Below are 16,810 nucleotides of genomic sequence, written 5' to 3'. Positions count from 1 at the left end.
CGGTAGCCTTCGACGGCTATGACCGCGAACGTCCCGCCCCCGTCAGCCGCCTCCGGCGGCCGTCGGCGTGCGCTGGGGCACGGTCCCGGCACCGCACCGGGACCGGCCGAGGCCCCACCCGGTGCCCCGCCCGCCCCGCCGCCGGGCCCTGCGCCCGCCCCGCCGCCGGGACCGGCCGCTGAAGCGCCGTCCGCTCCGGCCACCGCGCCACCGCCCGGTCCGGCCGCCGAACCGTCGGCCGAGCCACCGAAGGCCCCCGGGGAGGCGCCCCGAGCGCCGCGGGAGGGCGCCGGGAGGCGCCGCGGGACCGGAACACCGGCCGAGCCCTCCGAAGCGCCTGGAGGCCCCGCGGAGCGCTCCGCGACGCCGGAGGCGCCCGGCGGGCGACAGGCGGCCGGCGAGACGACCGAGGCGCCCCCGGCCCCCACGGCGGTCACGGAGCCGCGACAGGAGCCCGCCGGGCGGCCGACGGCACCCGTGTCGCCCCGGGCGCCGGGGGTGCCCGGGAAGAGCGCGAGGAAAGCCCCGAAGTCCGGGACGGACGGTGCGGGCGCCGGGCCGGTCCCCGTGGGCGGCGAGGAAGCCGTACCCGGTGGGGCGGACGGCCGTGGTTCCGAGGCGGACGCCGGGGACGGTGTCTTCAAGGTGCGGCTCTCGAACTTCGAGGGTCCCTTCGACCTGCTGCTCCAGCTCATCTCCAAGCACAAGCTCGACGTCACCGAAGTGGCGCTCTCCAAGGTCACCGACGAGTTCATGGCGCACATCCGGGCGATGGGCCCGGACTGGGACCTCGACCGGACGACCGAGTTCCTGGTCGTCGCGGCGACCCTGCTCGACCTGAAGGCGGCCCGGCTGCTGCCGGCCGCCGAGGTCGAGGACGAGGCCGACCTCGCCCTGCTGGAGGCCCGGGACCTGCTGTTCGCGAGGCTGCTCCAGTACCGCGCGTACAAACAGATCGCGGACATCTTCAACGCGCGCCTGGAGGAAGAGGCCCGCCGCCACCCCCGTACCGTCGGCCTGGAGGCGCAGTACGCCGAACTGCTGCCCGAGGTCGTCATCAGCATCGGGCCGGAGGGCCTCGCGCGGCTCGCCGTGAAGGCGATGCAGCCCAGGCCCGAGCCCCAGGTGTACGTCGACCACATCCACGCGCCGCTCGTCAGCGTGCGGGAACAGGCCGGGATCGTCGTGGCGCGGCTGCGGGAACTCGGCGAGGCGAGCTTCCGCTCGCTCGTGCAGGACACCGGCGACACCCTCACCGTGGTCGCCCGCTTCCTGGCCCTGCTGGAGCTCTACCGGGAGAAGGCCGTCGCTCTGGACCAGGAGGAGGCCCTCGGGGACCTCATGGTGCGCTGGACGGGCGGGGAGGGCGAGGAGGGGCCGCGGGTGACCGACGAGTTCGACCGGCCGGCGGACGCGGCGGACGACGGGGCGCGGCGCGGGACCCGGAAGGAGAAGACGTGAGCGAGGAGACCACCGGCACCCCCGCGGGACGGACCGCCGTCGCCGACCTCGAACTCGGGGCCGCCCTGGAGGCGGTCCTGATGGTCGTGGACGAGCCGGCCACCGAGGAACACCTCGCCAGGATCCTGGAGCGGCCCAGACGGCAGGTCGCGGACGCGCTGCGCGCCCTGGCCGACGAATACACCGTCCAGGGCCGCGGATTCGAGCTCAGGCTGATCGCGGGCGGCTGGCGCTTCTACGCGCGTCCCGCGTACGCGAGCGCCGTCGAGCGCTTCGTCCTGGACGGCCAGCAGGCCCGGCTCACCCAGGCGGCCCTGGAGACGCTGGCCGTCGTCGCCTACCGCCAGCCGGTCAGCCGGTCCCGGGTCTCGGCGGTCCGCGGAGTCAACTGCGACGGCGTGATGCGGACCCTCCTCCAGCGCGGTCTGGTCGAGGAGGCGGGCACGGAACCCGAAACAGGTGCGATCCTGTACACGACGACGAACTACTTCCTGGAGCGAATGGGCCTGCGCGGCCTGGACGAGCTCCCGGAGCTCGCGCCCTTCCTCCCCGAGGCGGACGCGATCGAGGCAGAGACGCTGGAAGGGGTCCCGTCGTTCGATCCGGACGCACCGGATGCAGACGCAGACGACACGACGACGACGGAACTTTGATGCGAAGCAGTGGCAGCGGCAGTGGCAGGAACAGCGGGAGCGGCAAGCCGCGCGGAACCGGCGGGAGCGGCGGTTCGCGCGGCGGCGGCGCGCCCCGCGGGACCGGCGGGGGCGGTGGCTCGCGCGGCGGAAGCGGGGGCGGCCCGCGCGGCGGAAGCGGCGGCGGCTCGCGCGGTACGGGCGGCGGCTTCCAGCCGAGGAGCTCGGCGGCGGGTTCGGGCGCGGGCCGTGACGACCGGCCGAAGCGTCCCAGCAAGCCCCGTCCCGAGGAGCGCCTCTACGACGTAGGCCCCGGCGCCTCGCAGGCCGGCCCCAAGTCCGGCCGCGGAGCCTCCGCGCGCGGCGGTGCCAAGGGCGGCCCCCGGCAGGGCCAGCAGCGCGGCGGCCGGACCGAGCCCGCCCGCTCGCGCGAGTACGAGACCCGGGCCGAGGAGCGCAACCGCGACCGGTACGCGGGCAAGCCGGAGGTCAAGCTGCCCAAGACGTTCCCGGGCGCCGAGCAGGAGGGCGAGCGCCTGCAGAAGGTGCTCGCGCGCGCGGGCTACGGATCCCGGCGGGCCTGCGAGGAACTGGTCGAGCAGGCCAGGGTCGAGGTCAACGGGCAGATCGTGCTGGAGCAGGGCCTGCGCGTCGACACCGACAAGGACGAGATCAAGGTCGACGGTCTGACCGTCGCGACGCAGTCGTACCAGTTCTTCTCGCTGAACAAGCCGGCCGGTGTCGTCTCCACGATGGAGGACAACGAGGGCCGCCAGTGCCTCGGCGACTACGTGACGAACCGCGAGACGCGGCTCTTCCACGTGGGCCGGCTCGACACCGAGACCGAGGGCGTCATCCTGCTCACCAACCACGGCGAGCTGGCGCACCGGCTGACCCACCCCAAGTACGGCGTGAAGAAGGTCTACCTCGCGCACATCGTGGGCCCGATCCCGCGCGACCTGGGCAAGCGGCTCAAGGACGGCATCCAGCTGGAGGACGGGTACGCGAAGGCGGACCACTTCCGTGTCGTCGAGCAGACCGGCAAGAACTACCTCGTCGAGGTGACCCTGCACGAGGGCCGCAAGCACATCGTGCGCCGCATGCTCGCCGAGGCCGGGTTCCCGGTCGACAAGCTGGTGCGCGTCGCCTTCGGCCCGATCACCCTGGGAGACCAGAAGTCGGGCTGGCTGCGCCGCCTGTCGAACACCGAGGTCGGCATGCTCATGGCCGAGGTCGGCCTCTGACCTCCACGAGCCCCTGCGACGGCCGGTCCCGGAACTCCTCCGGGGCCGGCCGGTCCGTTTTCCGTCCCTCCGGCGGCAACCTCCCCGGCCGAAAGCCTTGTTGGCACCCCGCGCTCCCTTTATGGTCGTAACGACCATGGTCAAGGTGACCATAATGAGTGGTCGTGAGGCGGGCGTGAAGACGGCCGTGGAGAAGGGGCGTGGGGTGGAGGCAGGAGAGGACCGGGCCCCCGGGGGCGCGGCACCCGAGGGGTACGACAAATACGCCTTCGAGCCCTTCGCCGTCACCGTCGACCTGGCAGTCCTGACCGTGCGCGCCGGCGCGCTCCAGGTCCTCCTGGTCGAGCGCGGCCAGGAACCGTACGCCGGCCACTGGGCCCTGCCCGGCGGCTTCGTGCTGCCCCGCGAGTCCGCCGAGGCGGCGGCCCGGCGCGAACTCGCCGAGGAGACCGGCCTGTCGGACCTCTCGGGACTCCACCTGGAGCAGCTGCGCACCTACAGCGAACCCGACCGCGACCCCCGCATGAGGGTCGTCTCCGTCGCGTTCGCCGCACTGCTGCCCGACCCTCCCGAACCGCACGGCGGCGGCGACGCGGCGCAGGCCCGGTGGCTGCCGTACGAGGACCGCGGCCCGCTCGCCTTCGACCACGACCGGATCCTCGCCGACGCCCACGAACGCGTGGGCGCCAAGCTGGAGTACACCTGCCTCGCCACGTCCTTCTGTCCGCCCGAGTTCACCCTCGGCGAGCTGCAGCACGTCTACGAGACGGTGTGGGGCACCACGCTCGACCGGCCCAACTTCCGGCGCAAGGTCCTCACCACGCCCGGATTCGTCGAACAGGTCCCCGGCGCCGCACGCCTCACCGGCGGCCGCGGCAAACCCGCCGCCCTCTACCGCGCGGGCGGCGCCAAGGTCCTGCACCCGCCCCTGCTGCGTCCCACCCCGTAAGGACGGCCCGATGACCAGCACGACCCTGACCAAACGCGCCGCCACCGGTTCCCTCATCGGTCTGGCCCTCGGCGACGCGCTCGGGTTCCCCACCGAGTTCAGCACCGTGCCCGCCATTCTCGACAAGTGCGGCCCCTGGCGGCAGATGGCGCTGCCCACCCCCGCGATCGTCACCGACGACACCCAGATGACCCTGGCGCTCGCGGGCGGACTGCGCACCGCCATGGACCGCGGGCTGCTCGGCCCGCTGCGGATGGAACGCCCGGTCCGCGAGGAGTTCGTCGACTGGTACCAGTCGCCCGAGAACAACCGGGCCCCCGGCCGCACCTGCCTGGTCGCCTGCGACCTCCTCAAGGACGGGAAGCGCCGCTGGCAGGAGGCCAGCCAGACCGGATCCAAGGGCTGCGGCGCCAACATGCGCGTCGCGCCCGTCGGCCTCGCCCGCGGACTCAGCGACGAACAGCGCGCGGGCGCCGCCCAGCTCCAGGCCGCCCTGACCCACGGCCACCCCACCGCGCTCGCCGCCTCGGACCTCACCGCGCACACCGTCCGGCTGCTCTCCCAGGGCACCCGGCCCGCGGAACTGATCGGCCTGCTGCTCTCGTACGCGCACGAGAACCGGCACCGCTACCACTCCCGCTGGCTCGGCGACCTGTGGACCTTCACCCACGACGCCACCCCCGAGCACTACATCTCCCGCGGCTGGGACGAGTGCATCGCCGTCCTGGAGAACCTCCGCCGGGCCGTGCGCACGGCCTCGCCCGAGGACGACCCCTGCCTGGCCACCGGCGCGGGCTGGATCGCCGAGGAGGCGTTCGCCACCGGGCTGCTGTGCTTCCTGATGTTCGCCGACGAACCCGTCACCGCGCTGCGCCGGGCCGCCTGCACCTCGGGCGACTCCGACTCCATCGCCTGTCTGACCGGAGCGTTCGCGGGCGCCCACCACGGCTCGGACGCCTGGCCGGCCGACTGGGCCGACCGCATCGAGTACCACGGCGACCTCATGTCGCTGGGGGCGCTCTGGGATGATTGAGCCATGACCGACGTCCTCGGCCCCGGTGCCGACCTCGCGAGCGTGGTGGCCGAGCAGCCCGACCCCGTGCTCTTCGCCACCGTCTCCGGGGCGCACCTGTACGGCTTCCCCTCCCGCGACTCCGACGTCGATCTGCGCGGTGTCCATCTGCTGCCGACGGCCGACCTCGTCGGGCTGACCGAGCCGGAGGAGACCCGGTCCCGCATGTGGTTCCGGGACGGGACCGAGATGGACCTGGTCACCCACGACCTGCGCAAGTTCGTACGGCTCATGCTGCGGCGCAACGGCTACGTGCTGGAGCAGCTCCTGTCGCCGCTGGTCGTGCACACGAGCGACGAACACCGGGAGCTGGTCTCGTTCGCCCCCGGGGCCCTCACCCGTCACCACGCCCACCACTACCGCGGGTTCGCGGGCACGCAGTGGCGGCTCTTCGAGAAGACCGGTGAACTCAAGCCGCTGCTCTACACGTTCCGTGTGCTGCTGACCGGCATCCACCTCATGCGCAGCGGCGAGGTGCTGGCCGATCTGCCCGCGCTGGCCGGACAAATCGCCTCCCCCGCGTATCTCCCGGACCTGATCGCCGCGAAGGCGGAGCGCGAGCACGGGCCTGCGGACATCCCGCGCGCACGCGTGGAGGAGGACGTGGAGCGGTTGCACGTCCTGCTCGACGAGGCGCAGGAGACCTCGGAACTGCCGGACGCCCCCTCCGTGCACGACGAGCTGCACGCCTTCGTCGTCAGGGTCCGGCTGGAGGGGGCCGGGGCGGGATCACCGGCCGTCGTCGGCGTCCCGGAGCGCTGAGGCCCGGCGGGTCCGGACCAGGAAGTCCTCCACGCGCGCGTGGTCCGGCTCGGGCGGCAGCGGGCTGCGGGCGGCCGCCTCGTCGGTCTCCGCAGCCAGCCGGAGCATCCGGCGCTCGACCTCGTCCCAGGACACCTCGCCCCGCTTCACCGCGAGCAGCGGCTCGCGCTGCTCCCCGACGTCGATCGTCAGGGACCCGGTGCGCAGCAGGTCGCGCGAGCTCGTCAGCAGGCGCAGCAGGTGCATGGCGTGCTTCCAGCGCGGGGCGCCGTGCGTGCGGACGTCGGCCTCCAGCTTCTTGCGCTGGCCCAGGGCGTAGCGGGTGAACGTCTCGTGCGCCTGACGGGAGAGGAAGGCCTGCCGCAGGGCGAGGAGTTCGCGGCCGGTGTCGTCCACGTACTCGACGAGCGGGGAGTGCAGGCACTCCAGGATGTTCGGGTTGGCGCGCAGCGCGAGCTCGCAGAACCGCTCCAGTTCCCAGCCGAACTGCTCCGGCGCCGGGCCCTCGACGTGCGTCGGCGGCTTTTGGAAGCGCCAGAACAGCGCGGTCGGGGCGAGGAAGACGCCCCGGAGGTCCGTGTCGCTGCCCTCCGTGGCCAGCCCGAAGGCGCGTGACCCCATCACACAGGAGTAGATCGTGTGGTCCCGCACCAGTGCGATCCCGTCCGCCGGGACCGCCGGCGCGGGCGGTGCGGACGGCGGGGGCGACACCGCCGGTGCCGGGGAGGCGGTGTGTGCCGGGGCTGCCTGGGGTGCGGGGGGCTCGGAGCGCATGTCCAGGAGCGTACGGCCCCTCTCACGCCAGCCGGATCGAGTCTCCCTGCACCGTGATCTTCTCGGCGGGCAGCGGACGCGTCGCGGGACCGGCCTTCACCGCCCCGTCCTCGACACCGAACCTGCTGCCGTGGCACGGGCAGTCGATCGTGCCGCTCGCCACCTTGTCCACCAGGCACCCCTGGTGCGTGCAGACCGCCGAGAAGGCCTTGAAGTCGCCCTTCGCCGGCTGGGTGACCACGATCTTCTGTTCCTTGAAGACGGTGCCCCCGCCGACCGGGATGTCGCCGGTCGAGGCGAGCCGCTGCCCGCTGGACGCCTTCGGCGACGCGTCCGAGGAACCGTCGCCGTCGTCGTACTGGCTGCACCCCGCGAGCAGCGCGGACGCGCCCGTCGCGAGGATCACCGTGCGCCGTGCCGGGCGGTGGGTCATGTCGTCACTCCGAACGTACGGAAGAACCAGAAGGCGGACGTGATCCAGAGGGCGGTGAGCACGGCGAAGACGAGGCCGCCGACGAGGGGCAGCAGCCAGCCGGGCAGGCGCTCCGAGCGGAGCAGCAGCATCTTGGCACTGAAGGCACCGAAGAAGAAGCACCCGAGGAACGAGTGCCACGCAACGCGCGCGCTGTACGTCTGATAGCCCAACGCGTACAGGCAGTGCACCGCGACCGGCACCGCCACCAGGAACGCGACACGCCCCGACCAGCGGTGCAGCGTCGCCGACCAGGACGGGCCCGGCAGCTTCCCGTACAGCATGAGCGCCGAGACGAGCTGGACGAGGGCGAAGAGGAACGCCGTCGTCGCCAGCCAGGACTTCACCGCCCCCGTGCTGCTGAAGCCGGCGAGGTTGAACGCCGTTCCCGCCGGGTCGTGGACCTTGCCGTAGACACCGAGGGCCACCGCGACGGCCGCGGCGACCAGGGCCGGGACGAGGTAGCGGGCCGCGCCCGGGCGGCCGCGCTCGGGCGGCGGCGAGGGGAAGCCCTGGGTGGCGGCGTTCGGGTCCACGGTCATGGACGGCTCCCTGCGGAAGAGGCGGTCAGGGGGTGACGGGGCGGGCGATGATCTTCTGGCCGTCGATCGTCACGGCGCCGGTCTCCGGGTCGATCTCGGGTGCCGCCGAAGGCGTGCCGTCGCGCTCGACGACGCCGACCTGCGCTCCGCCGGGCAGCACGATCCAGCCGCCGTCGATCTTCGCGCCGCGCACGGTGGCGGTCGCCCGGTACAGACCGGAGGGCTTGACGGCCCTGTCGGCGGTGAACGTGTACCGCTGCCCGCCGACGTCGGCGGTGCCGCGGATCAGCTCGTCGTCCTGGAGGGTGCCGTTCAGCTCGTCGCCGTGGCTGCCCGTGAGCTTCATCGTGCCGTCGTCCTCGACGTCGCCCTTCAGCCAGGACTCCTTGTCGTGCCCGTCGCAGAAGTAGGCGATCGCCCTGCCGCCCCGCACGGAGACCGCGACCGCCGAGGAGTCGTCGTCGGTGCGGCCCGCGTAGTCGGCGTTGGGCACGGCGCTGCGGGACGCCGACGGACTCGACGGCCGCGAGGGCGACGGTGAGGCGGAGGCCGGTGGCGCGGTGGCCGACACCGAGTCGGCCGGCGACGCCTCCTTGTACGGGTTCGACGCGTTCTTCGTCCCCGTCGTCGCGTTGAGCGCCAGCAGGAACACGCCGAACACGAGCCCCGCGAAGAGGGTGAGAAGGGGTCCTGGTCTCTTCATCCGGTCCTCCCCCGGAGCGGGCCTCCTGCCATGAGAGCGGACGAGCGCGCCCGCGTCCAGAGGCGCACGGGCGCGTTCTCGCCCCGGGTGAAGGAATGGGGCGATTCGGGTGACATCGGCTCGGTCGGCCGCCCGGCCGGGGCCGGATCCGGCGCGTGGTCCGCGTCTCGTCAGGCGGGCGCCGCGCACCCGCGCGCGAGCGGCTGACTACGCTGGTGCGACACGACGTGCACACAGACCAGCGAGGAGCATCACCGTGGCGGTACGAGCGGTCCGGGGCGCCGTCCAACTGGAACGGGACGACGCCGGACACATGGACGAGCAGGTCAGCGAACTGCTCACCGCCATCCTGGAGCGCAACGCGCTCACCACGGACGACCTGATCAGCATCTGGTTCACGGCGACCCCCGATCTGCACAGCGACTTCCCGGCCGCGGCGGCGCGCAAGCTCGGCATCGTCGACGTCCCGCTGATCTGCGCGCAGGAACTGGACGTCGAGGGCGCCATGCCCCGGGTCGTCCGGGTCCTCGCCCACATCGAGTCCGACCGGCCGCGCGCCGACGTCGTGCACGTCTACCTCGGCGCCGCGGGCGCACTGCGCAAGGACATCGCCCAGTGAGGACCGCGCTCGTCATCGGAACCGGGCTGATCGGCACGTCCGCGGCCCTCGCGCTCGCCGCCCGCGGCGTCGTCGTCCACCTCGCCGACCACGACCCGGAGCAGGCCCGCACCGCGGCCGCGCTCGGCGCCGGCACGGACGAGACCCCCGAGGGGCCGGTCGACCTCGCGATCGTCGCCGCCCCGCCGGCGCACGTCGCCGCGACCCTCGCGGACGCCATGAGCCGCGGTCTCGCCCGCGGCTACCTCGACGTCGCCAGCGTCAAGGGCGGCCCCCGCCGCGAGCTGGAGGCCCTCGGCCTCGACCTCACCCCGTACATCGGCACGCACCCCATGTCGGGCCGCGAGAAGTCCGGCCCGCTCGCCGCGAGCGGCGACCTCTTCGAGGGCCGGCCCTGGGTGCTCACCCCGACCCGGGACACGGACACCGAGGTCCTGAACCTCGCCCTGGAACTGGTGTCGCACTGCCGCGCCGTGCCCGTCGTCATGGACGCGGACGCCCACGACCGCGCCGTGGCGCTCGTCTCGCACATGCCGCACCTGGTGTCCAGCATGGTCGCCGCGCGCCTGGAGCACGCGGAGGAGACGGCGGTACGGCTCTGCGGGCAGGGCATCCGTGACGTGACCCGGATCGCGGCCTCCGACCCCCGGATGTGGATCGACATCCTCTCCGCGAACCCGGGCCCCGTCGCGGACCTCCTCGCGGACGTCTCCGCCGACCTCGACGAGACGGTCCGGGCCCTGCGCGCCCTGCAGTCCTCCGACGAGGCCAAGCGCCGCGAGGGCGCCGGCGGCATCGAGGACGTCCTGCGCCGCGGCAACGCGGGCCAGGTCCGCGTCCCCGGCAAGCACGGCTCCGCGCCGCGCGTCTACGAGGTCGTGGCCGTCCTCATCGACGACCAGCCCGGCCAGCTCGCCCGCATCTTCGCCGACGCGGGGATGGCCGGGGTCAACATCGAGGACGTACGCATCGAGCACGCCACCGGTCAGCAGGCCGGTCTGGTGCAGCTCATGGTCGAACCCAAGGCGGTGCCGGTGCTCGGCGCGGCCCTGCGGGAGCGGGGCTGGGCGCTGCGCCAGTAGGGCCGTGGCCCCTCCCGGTGAGCCGGTGCCGGGAAGGGCCAGTGATACGGGGTCCGCGGGGCCGGTAACCTTGTGCGGGGCGCGCTCGCGTCCCGCAGAGACCTCCACCCCGCACCAGGAAGGTGTTCCCACCGTGGACAACGGCGCCGCCCGTACCGCTCCGGCTGTGATTGTCGCCATCGACGGCCCCTCCGGCACGGGCAAGTCGAGCACCTCGAAGGCCGTGGCCGCCAAGCTCGGCCTGAGCTACCTGGACACCGGGGCCCAGTACCGCGCCATCACGTGGTGGATGGTCAGCAACGACATCGACATCACGGACCCCTCCGCGATCGCCGCCGTGGCCGGCAAGCCGGAGATCGTCTCCGGCACCGACCCGGCCGAGCCGACCATCACGGTCGACGGGACCGATGTCGCGGGCCCGATCCGTACGCAGGAGGTCACCTCCAAGGTCAGCGCGGTCAGCGCCGTCCCCGAGGTGCGCACCCGCATCACCGAGCTGCAGCGCGCCCTCGCCGCGTCCGCGCCGGCCGGCATCGTCGTCGAGGGCCGGGACATCGGCACCACCGTGCTGCCCGACGCCGACCTGAAGATCTTCCTCACCGCCTCCCCGGAGGCGCGTGCCGCCCGGCGCAGCGGCGAGCTGAAGGGCGCGGACATCAACGCGACCCGTGAGGCGCTGGTCAAGCGGGACGCGGCCGACTCCAGCCGCAAGACCTCCCCCCTCGCCAAGGCGGACGACGCGGTCGAGGTGGACACCTCCGACCTCACGCTCCAGCAGGTCATCGAGTGTGTCGTCACCCTCGTCGAGGAGAAGCGGGCCGCCGCGTGAGCGCACCCTCCGAGAGAGGCGCCGAGATCGGACGCCGCATCGGCGTCGGCCTGATGTACGGGCTGTGGAAGCCGCGCGTCCTCGGCGCCTGGAAGGTCCCGGCGACCGGCCCGGTGATCCTGGCCGTGAACCACTCGCACAACATCGACGGGCCGATGGTCATGGGTGTCGCGCCCAGGCCCACGCACTTCCTGATCAAGAAGGAGGCGTTCGTCGGCCCGCTCGACCCGTTCCTGCTGGGCATCGGCCAGCTCAAGGTCGACCGGGAGATAGCGGATCGCGCCGCCATCACCGACGCCCTCGGCGTCCTGGCGGCCGGCGGAGTCCTCGGGATCTTCCCCGAGGGCACCCGGGGCGAGGGCGACTTCGCCTCGCTGCGGGCCGGACTCGCCTACTTCGCGGTGCGCAGCGGAGCCCCGATCGTCCCGGTGGCGGTGCTGGGGAGTGCCGAGCGGACCAGCCGGCTGACCAGGGCGCTGCCCCCGCTGCGCAGCCGGGTCGACGTCGTCTTCGGCGACCCCTTCGAAGCGGGCGACGGCAGCGGCCGGCGCACCCGACAGGCGCTGGACGAGGCCACCGGCCGTATCCAGAAGCAGCTGAGCGCCCATCTGGACAACGCCAGACACCTGACCGGACGCCGGGAAAACACCGGGCGCGCCACCGGGCGTTAGGCGACACTTAGTAGTGGATCACCCGGTTTGCGGGCGATCCACCGATCACCACGAATGAACGACGAGGTACGGACTTCATGAACGACCACATCCAGCCCGACGGTTCGGCAGAGCACGACCACGGGGCGCTTGGCGATGCCGAGTACGCGGAGTTCATGGAGCTCGCCGCGGAAGAGGGCTTCGACATCGAGGACGTCGAGGGCGCGATCGAGGAGGCGGGCCACGGCCCGCTGCCCGTCCTCGCCGTCGTCGGCCGCCCGAACGTCGGCAAGTCGACCCTGGTGAACCGCATCATCGGCCGCCGCGAGGCGGTCGTCGAGGACAAGCCCGGGGTCACCCGCGACCGCGTCACCTACGAGGCCGAGTGGGCGGGGCGCCGCTTCAAGGTCGTCGACACCGGCGGCTGGGAGCAGGACGTCCTCGGCATCGACGCGTCCGTCGCCGCCCAGGCCGAGTACGCGATCGAGGCCTCCGACGCGGTCGTCTTCGTCGTCGACGCCAAGGTCGGCGCCACGGACACCGACGAGGCGGTCGTACGCCTTCTCCGCAAGGCCGGCAAGCCCGTCGTCCTGTGCGCCAACAAGGTCGACGGCATGAGCGGCGAGTCCGACGCCGCGTACCTGTGGTCCCTCGGTCTCGGCGAGCCGCACCCGGTCTCCGCGCTGCACGGCCGCGGCACCGGCGACATGCTCGACGCCGTTCTGGAGGCGCTGCCCGAGGCCCCGGCGCAGACCTTCGGCACCGCGGTCGGCGGACCCCGCCGCATCGCCCTCATCGGCCGGCCGAACGTCGGCAAGTCCTCGCTGCTGAACAAGGTGGCGAACGAGGAGCGCGTGGTCGTCAACGAGCTCGCGGGCACCACCCGGGACCCGGTCGACGAGCTCATCGAACTCGGCGGCATCACCTGGAAGTTCGTCGACACGGCGGGCATCCGCAAGCGCGTCCACCTCCAGCAGGGCGCCGACTACTACGCCTCGCTGCGCACCGCCGCCGCCGTCGAGAAGGCCGAGGTCGCGGTCATCCTGATCGACGCGTCCGAGACCATCTCGGTGCAGGACCAGCGCATCGTCACCATGGCGGTCGAGGCCGGCCGCGCCGTCGTCCTCGCCTTCAACAAGTGGGACACCCTCGACGAGGAGCGCCGCTACTACCTGGAGCGGGAGATCGAGACCGAGCTCCTCCAGGTGGCCTGGGCGCCCCGGGTGAACGTCTCGGCCCGCACCGGCCGTCACATGGAGAAGCTCGTCCCGGCGATCGAGGCGGCTCTGGACGGCTGGGAGACCCGCGTTCCCACCGGCCGTCTGAACGCCTTCCTCGGCGAACTGGTCGCCGCCCATCCGCACCCGATCCGCGGCGGCAAGCAGCCCCGCATCCTGTTCGGCACGCAGGCCGGCACCAAGCCCCCGCGGTTCGTGCTCTTCGCCTCCGGCTTCATCGAGGCCGGCTACCGCCGCTTCATCGAGCGCCGGCTGCGTGAGGAGTTCGGCTTCGAGGGCACGCCGATCCACATCTCGGTGCGGGTGCGCGAGAAGCGCGGCACCAACAAGAAGAAGTAGCGCCCACGGGCGAAGCGTGAGGGGCGGCTCCCTCAGGGAGCCGCCCCTCACGCGTCACCGCTCACGGTCCTCGCCGCTCACAGGCCCCTGCGCGGGGCGGGCGGCAGAGCGGCCGGGATGTGCTGCATCCCCGTGCCGTGCTGGCGTGCGCCGGGCTGCCAGGCGGCCGTCGTGGCCGAGGTCTGCCCGTGCTGCGCGGCGATCTGCCGGGCGGTCTGCGCTCCCGCGCTGTACGAGCTGTACGCGCCCGGCGAGCTGAACGAGTTCGGGCCGCGCCCGAGGATGCCGAAGGCCTTGAAGGCGAGGTTCTCCTCGCCGTGACGGTCGCCGGGCAGGGTCCTGAACGCCCGGATCCACTCGGCGTAGAGCGCGTCGTAGATGGGCGTGGCCGATGAGCCGCCCTGATGGGAATCCAGCACCGGTCTCGACGCCTCCACCTCTCTGCTCGGACGGAGGGGGGAGCCAGAGGGAGGGACCGGCTGGAAGGGCCGGTGGCCGGGGACGTCGTAGGTGTGCACGTACGTGCCAACGACCTCGCGGCCCGACGGATGCGGCCGGAGACCGTCATTTCGCGGACCGTCCGGAGTGAGCGGCGCGCGCGGGGGCGCGGGGAACCGCGCGGGCACCCCTCGGCGGCCGGCGTCGGCCACCTGCCCGCGGTTCCCCGCCCCTTCCCGTCGAGGGCCCTCAGGTGCCGGCGAGCGGCATCGCCGCCGCGACCAGCTTGCCGTTGGCCGCGGCCTTGTCGAGCGCGTCGCGCAGCAGGTCCTCCCGGGGCTGACGGCCGATCGAGCCGACAGGCGCCGCGAACAGGAGCACCTGCTGGAGCTTGTTGGCGGCGGCGCGCCAGCTGTCGGTGACCTGGAGCGCCTGGTGGGCCTGCCACCAGGCGACGGGGGAGCCGCCGCCGGTGCCCGGCTGGAGCACGGCGTGGAGCTGGCCCGCCGCGAGCAGGACGGACCAGCCGTACAGGACCGGCGGCACCGCGTTCAGCTCGGTCGCGGGCATGAAGCCCTGCTCGATCAGCAGGGGCAGGAAGTCGTCGCCGATGTCGGTCGAGCCGGGACGCACGATCGGCCCGGTCGGTTCGACGACGAGCGCCGGGTGCAGCTCGCCGTTGATCAGGACGAGTCCGCTGGTGACGCCGAGCACGGCCTGCTCGGGGACGGGGTGGGCGGGAGCGCCGTCGGGGTGGATCGAGCGGACGGCGCCCTGGAGTTGTTCCTCGGTGACCTGCACGACGTGCGAGGGCAGGCAGGTGGCGTGGGCGAAGGCGAGGACGGCGGTCTCGTCGCCGATGAACAGGACGGTGCTGGTGCGTTCCTGTTCCGAGTCGCCCGGGGTGCGGCAGGACGTGCAGTCGTAACTGCCGGGGGCGTTCTCTCCGGCGAGCAGCCGGTCGGCTTCTTCGTCGCCGATCTCGGCGCGTACGTCGTCGCCGACGTCGAGCATGCGCGGCACGGTGGCTCCTCGGGATGCGGTGCGTGGCGGTGCCGGGCGGCTCCCGGCCCATGGACCGGGGGTTCCCGGCTCATGAAGATGTCAACGGGTGATCTGTGGCCGGAGTCACGCCCGACGGCGAACGGAATCGAACCATCCGACGCCCAGGGTGAAGGCGCCCCCGGAATTGGTCACTCCCAGTCAACTTCAAGGAAGACGAAGGAAGTTGACTGGGTGAAGTAAGTCACAGATCACTCGGTGCACGGGTCGACAAATCCGGAAATCACCCAATGAAATGGGTGGCCGAAAATCGATGATACCTGCGGTAACCGCCAACTGGCCTCGAATGACAAGGAGTTGGTTGATATCGGGGCGCCGGGGTCCATAGATTCCTCCGCCGTGTGCAACGAGCACCGCTCGGGTACGTCCGCCGGCCGATCCGCTTCGGATCACAGCACGCCGCCGGTGGACGGGTCGGAGCGCGAGGGCCGCGTCCTACGCGCAGGTCACCGCGTCCCGTTCCTGGGGGACCCCGGGTGTTTCGAGAGGGAAATACATGTCCGCATGTGCCGACAGCACTCACGAGAACGGCCACAAGGCTCGTACGGCGAACAAGACACGTACGACGGCGGTCCTGGCCGGGGCGGCACTGCTTGCCCCGCTCGGACTGCTCGCCGCGACCGGTGACGCCGCCGCGGCCGACAACGGAGTGTGGGACCGCATCGCCCAGTGCGAGAGCGGCGGCAACTGGCACATCAACACCGGCAACGGCTACTACGGGGGACTCCAGTTCTCCGCCGGCACCTGGCGCGCCTACGGAGGCACGGCGTACGCGCCGACCGCCGACAAGGCGTCCAAGAGCGCGCAGATAGCCGTCGCCACCAAGGTCCAGAACGCACAGGGGTGGGGCGCCTGGCCCACCTGCTCGGCCCGCGCCGGCGCCTACGGGAACGCGCCGGGCTCCTCCGGGTCCGGGCGGACCACGGGGTCCGCGAACGCCGAGGCGGTCTCGAAGCCGGCGCACCAGCCGGCGCGGAAGTCCGTGCCGGCCAAGCGGGAACCGGCGAGGACGCCGGCCCGTACACCGGACCACGCCGACCGCGGTTCGTCCCGCGGCAACTACACCGTCCGCGAAGGCGACACCCTGAGCGGCATCGCCGCGCGGCACGGGACCACCTGGCGGAAGATCTACGCCGCCAACCGGTCCGTGATCGGCGGTGATCCCGACCTGATCGTGCCCGGCCAGCGGCTCGAGATCTGAGCCACGCTCCCCCCTCGTGCCGGGCACCAGGCCCCGCCCGGTCCTTCCGACCGGGCGGGGCCCTGGGCGTGGGCCGGTCCTTCCGTCCGGGTGAGGCCCCCGGCGTGGGCCGGTCCTCCGACCGGGTGGGGTGCCGGGCGTGCCGGGCGTGGGCTGGGAGGAGCGGCGGGACGGCCTGCATAGCGTGGCCCGATGCCGATGTCCTTCATGCCGACCAGACGGACGCAGCCGACCGCACGCACCTCGGTCCGGCCGCCGGGCGGACGCGTGCGGTACGCGGCCGTGGCCGCCGCCGCACTGGCCGTCCTAGCTCCCGGCGCCGCGAACGCGGCGCCGCCGCTCCCGGACCCCGGGCCCGCCCGGCGGGCCTTCGACTGCGCGAACGACGACTGGCCCTGGGCCTGTCTCGCCGAGTGCGAGAGCGGCGGCCGCTGGCACATCAACACCGGGAACGGCTACTACGGCGGGCTCCAGTTCTGGCAGCCCACCTGGATCAGCTTCGGCGGGCTCGACCACGCCCCCCGTGCCGATCTCGCCACCCGCGCCCAGCAGATCGCGATCGCCAAGAAGGTGCAGGCCTCCCAGGGCTGGGGCGCCTGGCCCGAGTGCTCCAGGGTCTACGGACTCCTGGGCCCCTTCCACGTGGTGAAGGCCGGCGAGACGCTCGCGTCGATCGCCCGCAAGCACCGGGTGCCGGGCGGCTGGCGCACGCTCTACAACGCCAACAAGAAGAAGATCGGC

18 protein-coding genes and 1 pseudogene are annotated in these 16,810 nt (G+C 72.9%); 13 read left to right on the top strand and 6 right to left on the bottom strand.

What is annotated here, in order from left to right; translation table 11 throughout:
- The first annotated feature begins 18 nt into the window (after positions 1-18).
- The 6 genes from ACFW6B_RS34820 to ACFW6B_RS34795 all read left to right on the top strand — a co-directional run bounded on the left by ACFW6B_RS34820 (position 19) and on the right by ACFW6B_RS34795 (position 6,120).
- Positions 19-1,461 (top strand): segregation/condensation protein A, encoded by a 1,443-nt coding sequence (locus tag ACFW6B_RS34820; protein ID WP_386602622.1) that lies wholly within the window; start codon positions 19-21, stop codon positions 1,459-1,461.
- Positions 1,458-2,114 (top strand): SMC-Scp complex subunit ScpB, encoded by a 657-nt coding sequence (gene scpB / locus ACFW6B_RS34815; RefSeq protein WP_386602620.1) that lies wholly within the window; start codon positions 1,458-1,460, stop codon positions 2,112-2,114. Before ACFW6B_RS34820 ends, scpB begins: the two co-directional genes overlap by 4 nt.
- Positions 2,114-3,337 (top strand): pseudouridine synthase, encoded by a 1,224-nt coding sequence (locus ACFW6B_RS34810; RefSeq protein ID WP_386602618.1) that lies wholly within the window; start codon positions 2,114-2,116, stop codon positions 3,335-3,337. Before scpB ends, ACFW6B_RS34810 begins: the two co-directional genes overlap by 1 nt.
- A 154-nt stretch (positions 3,338-3,491) precedes the next feature.
- Positions 3,492-4,286, top strand: a complete 795-nt coding sequence (locus ACFW6B_RS34805) for an NUDIX domain-containing protein (protein ID WP_386602616.1) — start codon at positions 3,492-3,494, stop codon at positions 4,284-4,286.
- A 10-nt stretch (positions 4,287-4,296) separates the two neighbouring features.
- Positions 4,297-5,319, top strand: coding sequence for an ADP-ribosylglycohydrolase family protein (locus ACFW6B_RS34800; RefSeq protein ID WP_386602614.1), 1,023 nt, complete (start codon positions 4,297-4,299; stop codon positions 5,317-5,319).
- Between the two features lie 3 nt (positions 5,320-5,322).
- A complete protein-coding gene (locus tag ACFW6B_RS34795; RefSeq protein ID WP_386602612.1) occupies positions 5,323-6,120 on the top strand; it encodes a DNA polymerase beta superfamily protein in 798 nt (265 codons plus the stop codon).
- On the opposite strand, the gene ACFW6B_RS34790 is transcribed toward ACFW6B_RS34795, so the two are convergent.
- Genes ACFW6B_RS34790 through ACFW6B_RS34775 form a run of 4 tightly spaced genes read right to left on the bottom strand, consistent with a single transcriptional unit; the run spans position 6,088 to position 8,611 of the window.
- Entirely contained in the window at positions 6,088-6,894 is an 807-nt protein-coding gene (locus tag ACFW6B_RS34790; RefSeq protein WP_386602610.1) for a DNA polymerase beta superfamily protein, read from the bottom strand. The two genes, ACFW6B_RS34795 and ACFW6B_RS34790, sit on opposite strands and share 33 nt — an antisense overlap.
- Before the next feature lie 22 nt (positions 6,895-6,916).
- Positions 6,917-7,327, bottom strand: coding sequence for a Rieske (2Fe-2S) protein (locus tag ACFW6B_RS34785; protein WP_386602608.1), 411 nt, complete (start codon positions 7,325-7,327; stop codon positions 6,917-6,919).
- A complete protein-coding gene (locus ACFW6B_RS34780; protein ID WP_386602605.1) occupies positions 7,324-7,908 on the bottom strand; it encodes a DUF6529 family protein in 585 nt (194 codons plus the stop codon). Before ACFW6B_RS34780 ends, ACFW6B_RS34785 begins: the two co-directional genes overlap by 4 nt.
- Before the next feature lie 25 nt (positions 7,909-7,933).
- The gene (locus tag ACFW6B_RS34775; RefSeq protein WP_386602603.1) at positions 7,934-8,611 is read right to left on the bottom strand and encodes a hypothetical protein; all 678 of its coding nucleotides are present in this window, start codon (positions 8,609-8,611) and stop codon (positions 7,934-7,936) included.
- 256 nt (positions 8,612-8,867) lie between these two features.
- On the opposite strand from ACFW6B_RS34775, the gene aroH reads away from it, so the two are divergent.
- The 5 genes from aroH (at position 8,868) to der (ending at position 13,368) form a co-directional block, all read left to right on the top strand.
- On the top strand, positions 8,868-9,230 hold the full coding sequence (gene aroH, locus ACFW6B_RS34770; protein WP_386602601.1) for a chorismate mutase: 363 nt from the start codon (positions 8,868-8,870) through the stop codon (positions 9,228-9,230).
- Complete coding sequence (locus tag ACFW6B_RS34765) at positions 9,227-10,312, top strand: prephenate dehydrogenase (protein WP_386602599.1); 1,086 nt, start codon at positions 9,227-9,229, stop codon at positions 10,310-10,312. Before aroH ends, ACFW6B_RS34765 begins: the two co-directional genes overlap by 4 nt.
- A 133-nt stretch (positions 10,313-10,445) precedes the next feature.
- Positions 10,446-11,141, top strand: coding sequence for a (d)CMP kinase (gene cmk / locus ACFW6B_RS34760; RefSeq protein WP_386602597.1), 696 nt, complete (start codon positions 10,446-10,448; stop codon positions 11,139-11,141).
- Complete coding sequence (locus ACFW6B_RS34755; protein ID WP_386602596.1) at positions 11,099-11,812, top strand: lysophospholipid acyltransferase family protein; 714 nt, start codon at positions 11,099-11,101, stop codon at positions 11,810-11,812. Before cmk ends, ACFW6B_RS34755 begins: the two co-directional genes overlap by 43 nt.
- A gap of 77 nt (positions 11,813-11,889) precedes the next feature.
- On the top strand, positions 11,890-13,368 hold the full coding sequence (gene der / locus ACFW6B_RS34750) for a ribosome biogenesis GTPase Der (RefSeq protein WP_386602594.1): 1,479 nt from the start codon (positions 11,890-11,892) through the stop codon (positions 13,366-13,368).
- Positions 13,369-13,445: 77 nt separating this feature from the next.
- On the opposite strand, the gene ACFW6B_RS34745 is transcribed toward der, so the two are convergent.
- Positions 13,446-13,787 (bottom strand): hypothetical protein, encoded by a 342-nt coding sequence (locus ACFW6B_RS34745; protein WP_386602592.1) that lies wholly within the window; start codon positions 13,785-13,787, stop codon positions 13,446-13,448.
- Positions 13,788-14,055: 268 nt separating this feature from the next.
- Entirely contained in the window at positions 14,056-14,829 is a 774-nt protein-coding gene (locus tag ACFW6B_RS34740; protein WP_386602590.1) for a hypothetical protein, read from the bottom strand.
- 535 nt (positions 14,830-15,364) lie between these two features.
- Here ACFW6B_RS34740 and ACFW6B_RS34735 point away from each other — a divergent pair.
- Positions 15,365-16,069: a transglycosylase family protein gene (locus ACFW6B_RS34735; protein ID WP_386602588.1), complete on the top strand. Its 705-nt coding sequence runs from the start codon at positions 15,365-15,367 to the stop codon at positions 16,067-16,069.
- A 192-nt stretch (positions 16,070-16,261) separates the two neighbouring features.
- A pseudogene (locus ACFW6B_RS34730) lies at positions 16,262-16,795 on the top strand (transglycosylase family protein); the annotation flags it as partial.
- Positions 16,796-16,810 lie beyond the last annotated feature (15 nt).

The sequence above is a fragment of the Streptomyces sp. NPDC058751 genome, from assembly GCF_042746485.1.
Lineage (GTDB): Bacteria > Actinomycetota > Actinomycetes > Streptomycetales > Streptomycetaceae > Streptomyces.
Note: the sequence above shows the minus strand (reverse complement) of the source record. Positions and strands in the feature narration are given on the sequence as shown.

Bases quoted from the DNA above. Each gene is read 5' to 3' on its own strand.
- ACFW6B_RS34805 (WP_386602616.1), top strand. From the start codon at position 3,492: ATGAGTGGTCGTGAGGCGGGCGTGAAGACGGCCGTGGAGAAGGGGCGT.
- der (WP_386602594.1), top strand. From the start codon at position 11,890: ATGAACGACCACATCCAGCCCGACGGTTCGGCAGAGCACGACCACGGG.
- ACFW6B_RS34785 (WP_386602608.1), bottom strand. From the start codon at position 7,327: ATGACCCACCGCCCGGCACGGCGCACGGTGATCCTCGCGACGGGCGCG.
- ACFW6B_RS34800 (WP_386602614.1), top strand. From the start codon at position 4,297: ATGACCAGCACGACCCTGACCAAACGCGCCGCCACCGGTTCCCTCATC.
- ACFW6B_RS34810 (WP_386602618.1), top strand. From the start codon at position 2,114: ATGCGAAGCAGTGGCAGCGGCAGTGGCAGGAACAGCGGGAGCGGCAAG.
- ACFW6B_RS34790 (WP_386602610.1), bottom strand. From the start codon at position 6,894: ATGCGCTCCGAGCCCCCCGCACCCCAGGCAGCCCCGGCACACACCGCC.
- ACFW6B_RS34820 (WP_386602622.1), top strand. From the start codon at position 19: ATGACCGCGAACGTCCCGCCCCCGTCAGCCGCCTCCGGCGGCCGTCGG.
- ACFW6B_RS34780 (WP_386602605.1), bottom strand. From the start codon at position 7,908: ATGACCGTGGACCCGAACGCCGCCACCCAGGGCTTCCCCTCGCCGCCG.
- ACFW6B_RS34795 (WP_386602612.1), top strand. From the start codon at position 5,323: ATGACCGACGTCCTCGGCCCCGGTGCCGACCTCGCGAGCGTGGTGGCC.
- ACFW6B_RS34775 (WP_386602603.1), bottom strand. From the start codon at position 8,611: ATGAAGAGACCAGGACCCCTTCTCACCCTCTTCGCGGGGCTCGTGTTC.
- ACFW6B_RS34735 (WP_386602588.1), top strand. From the start codon at position 15,365: ATGTCCGCATGTGCCGACAGCACTCACGAGAACGGCCACAAGGCTCGT.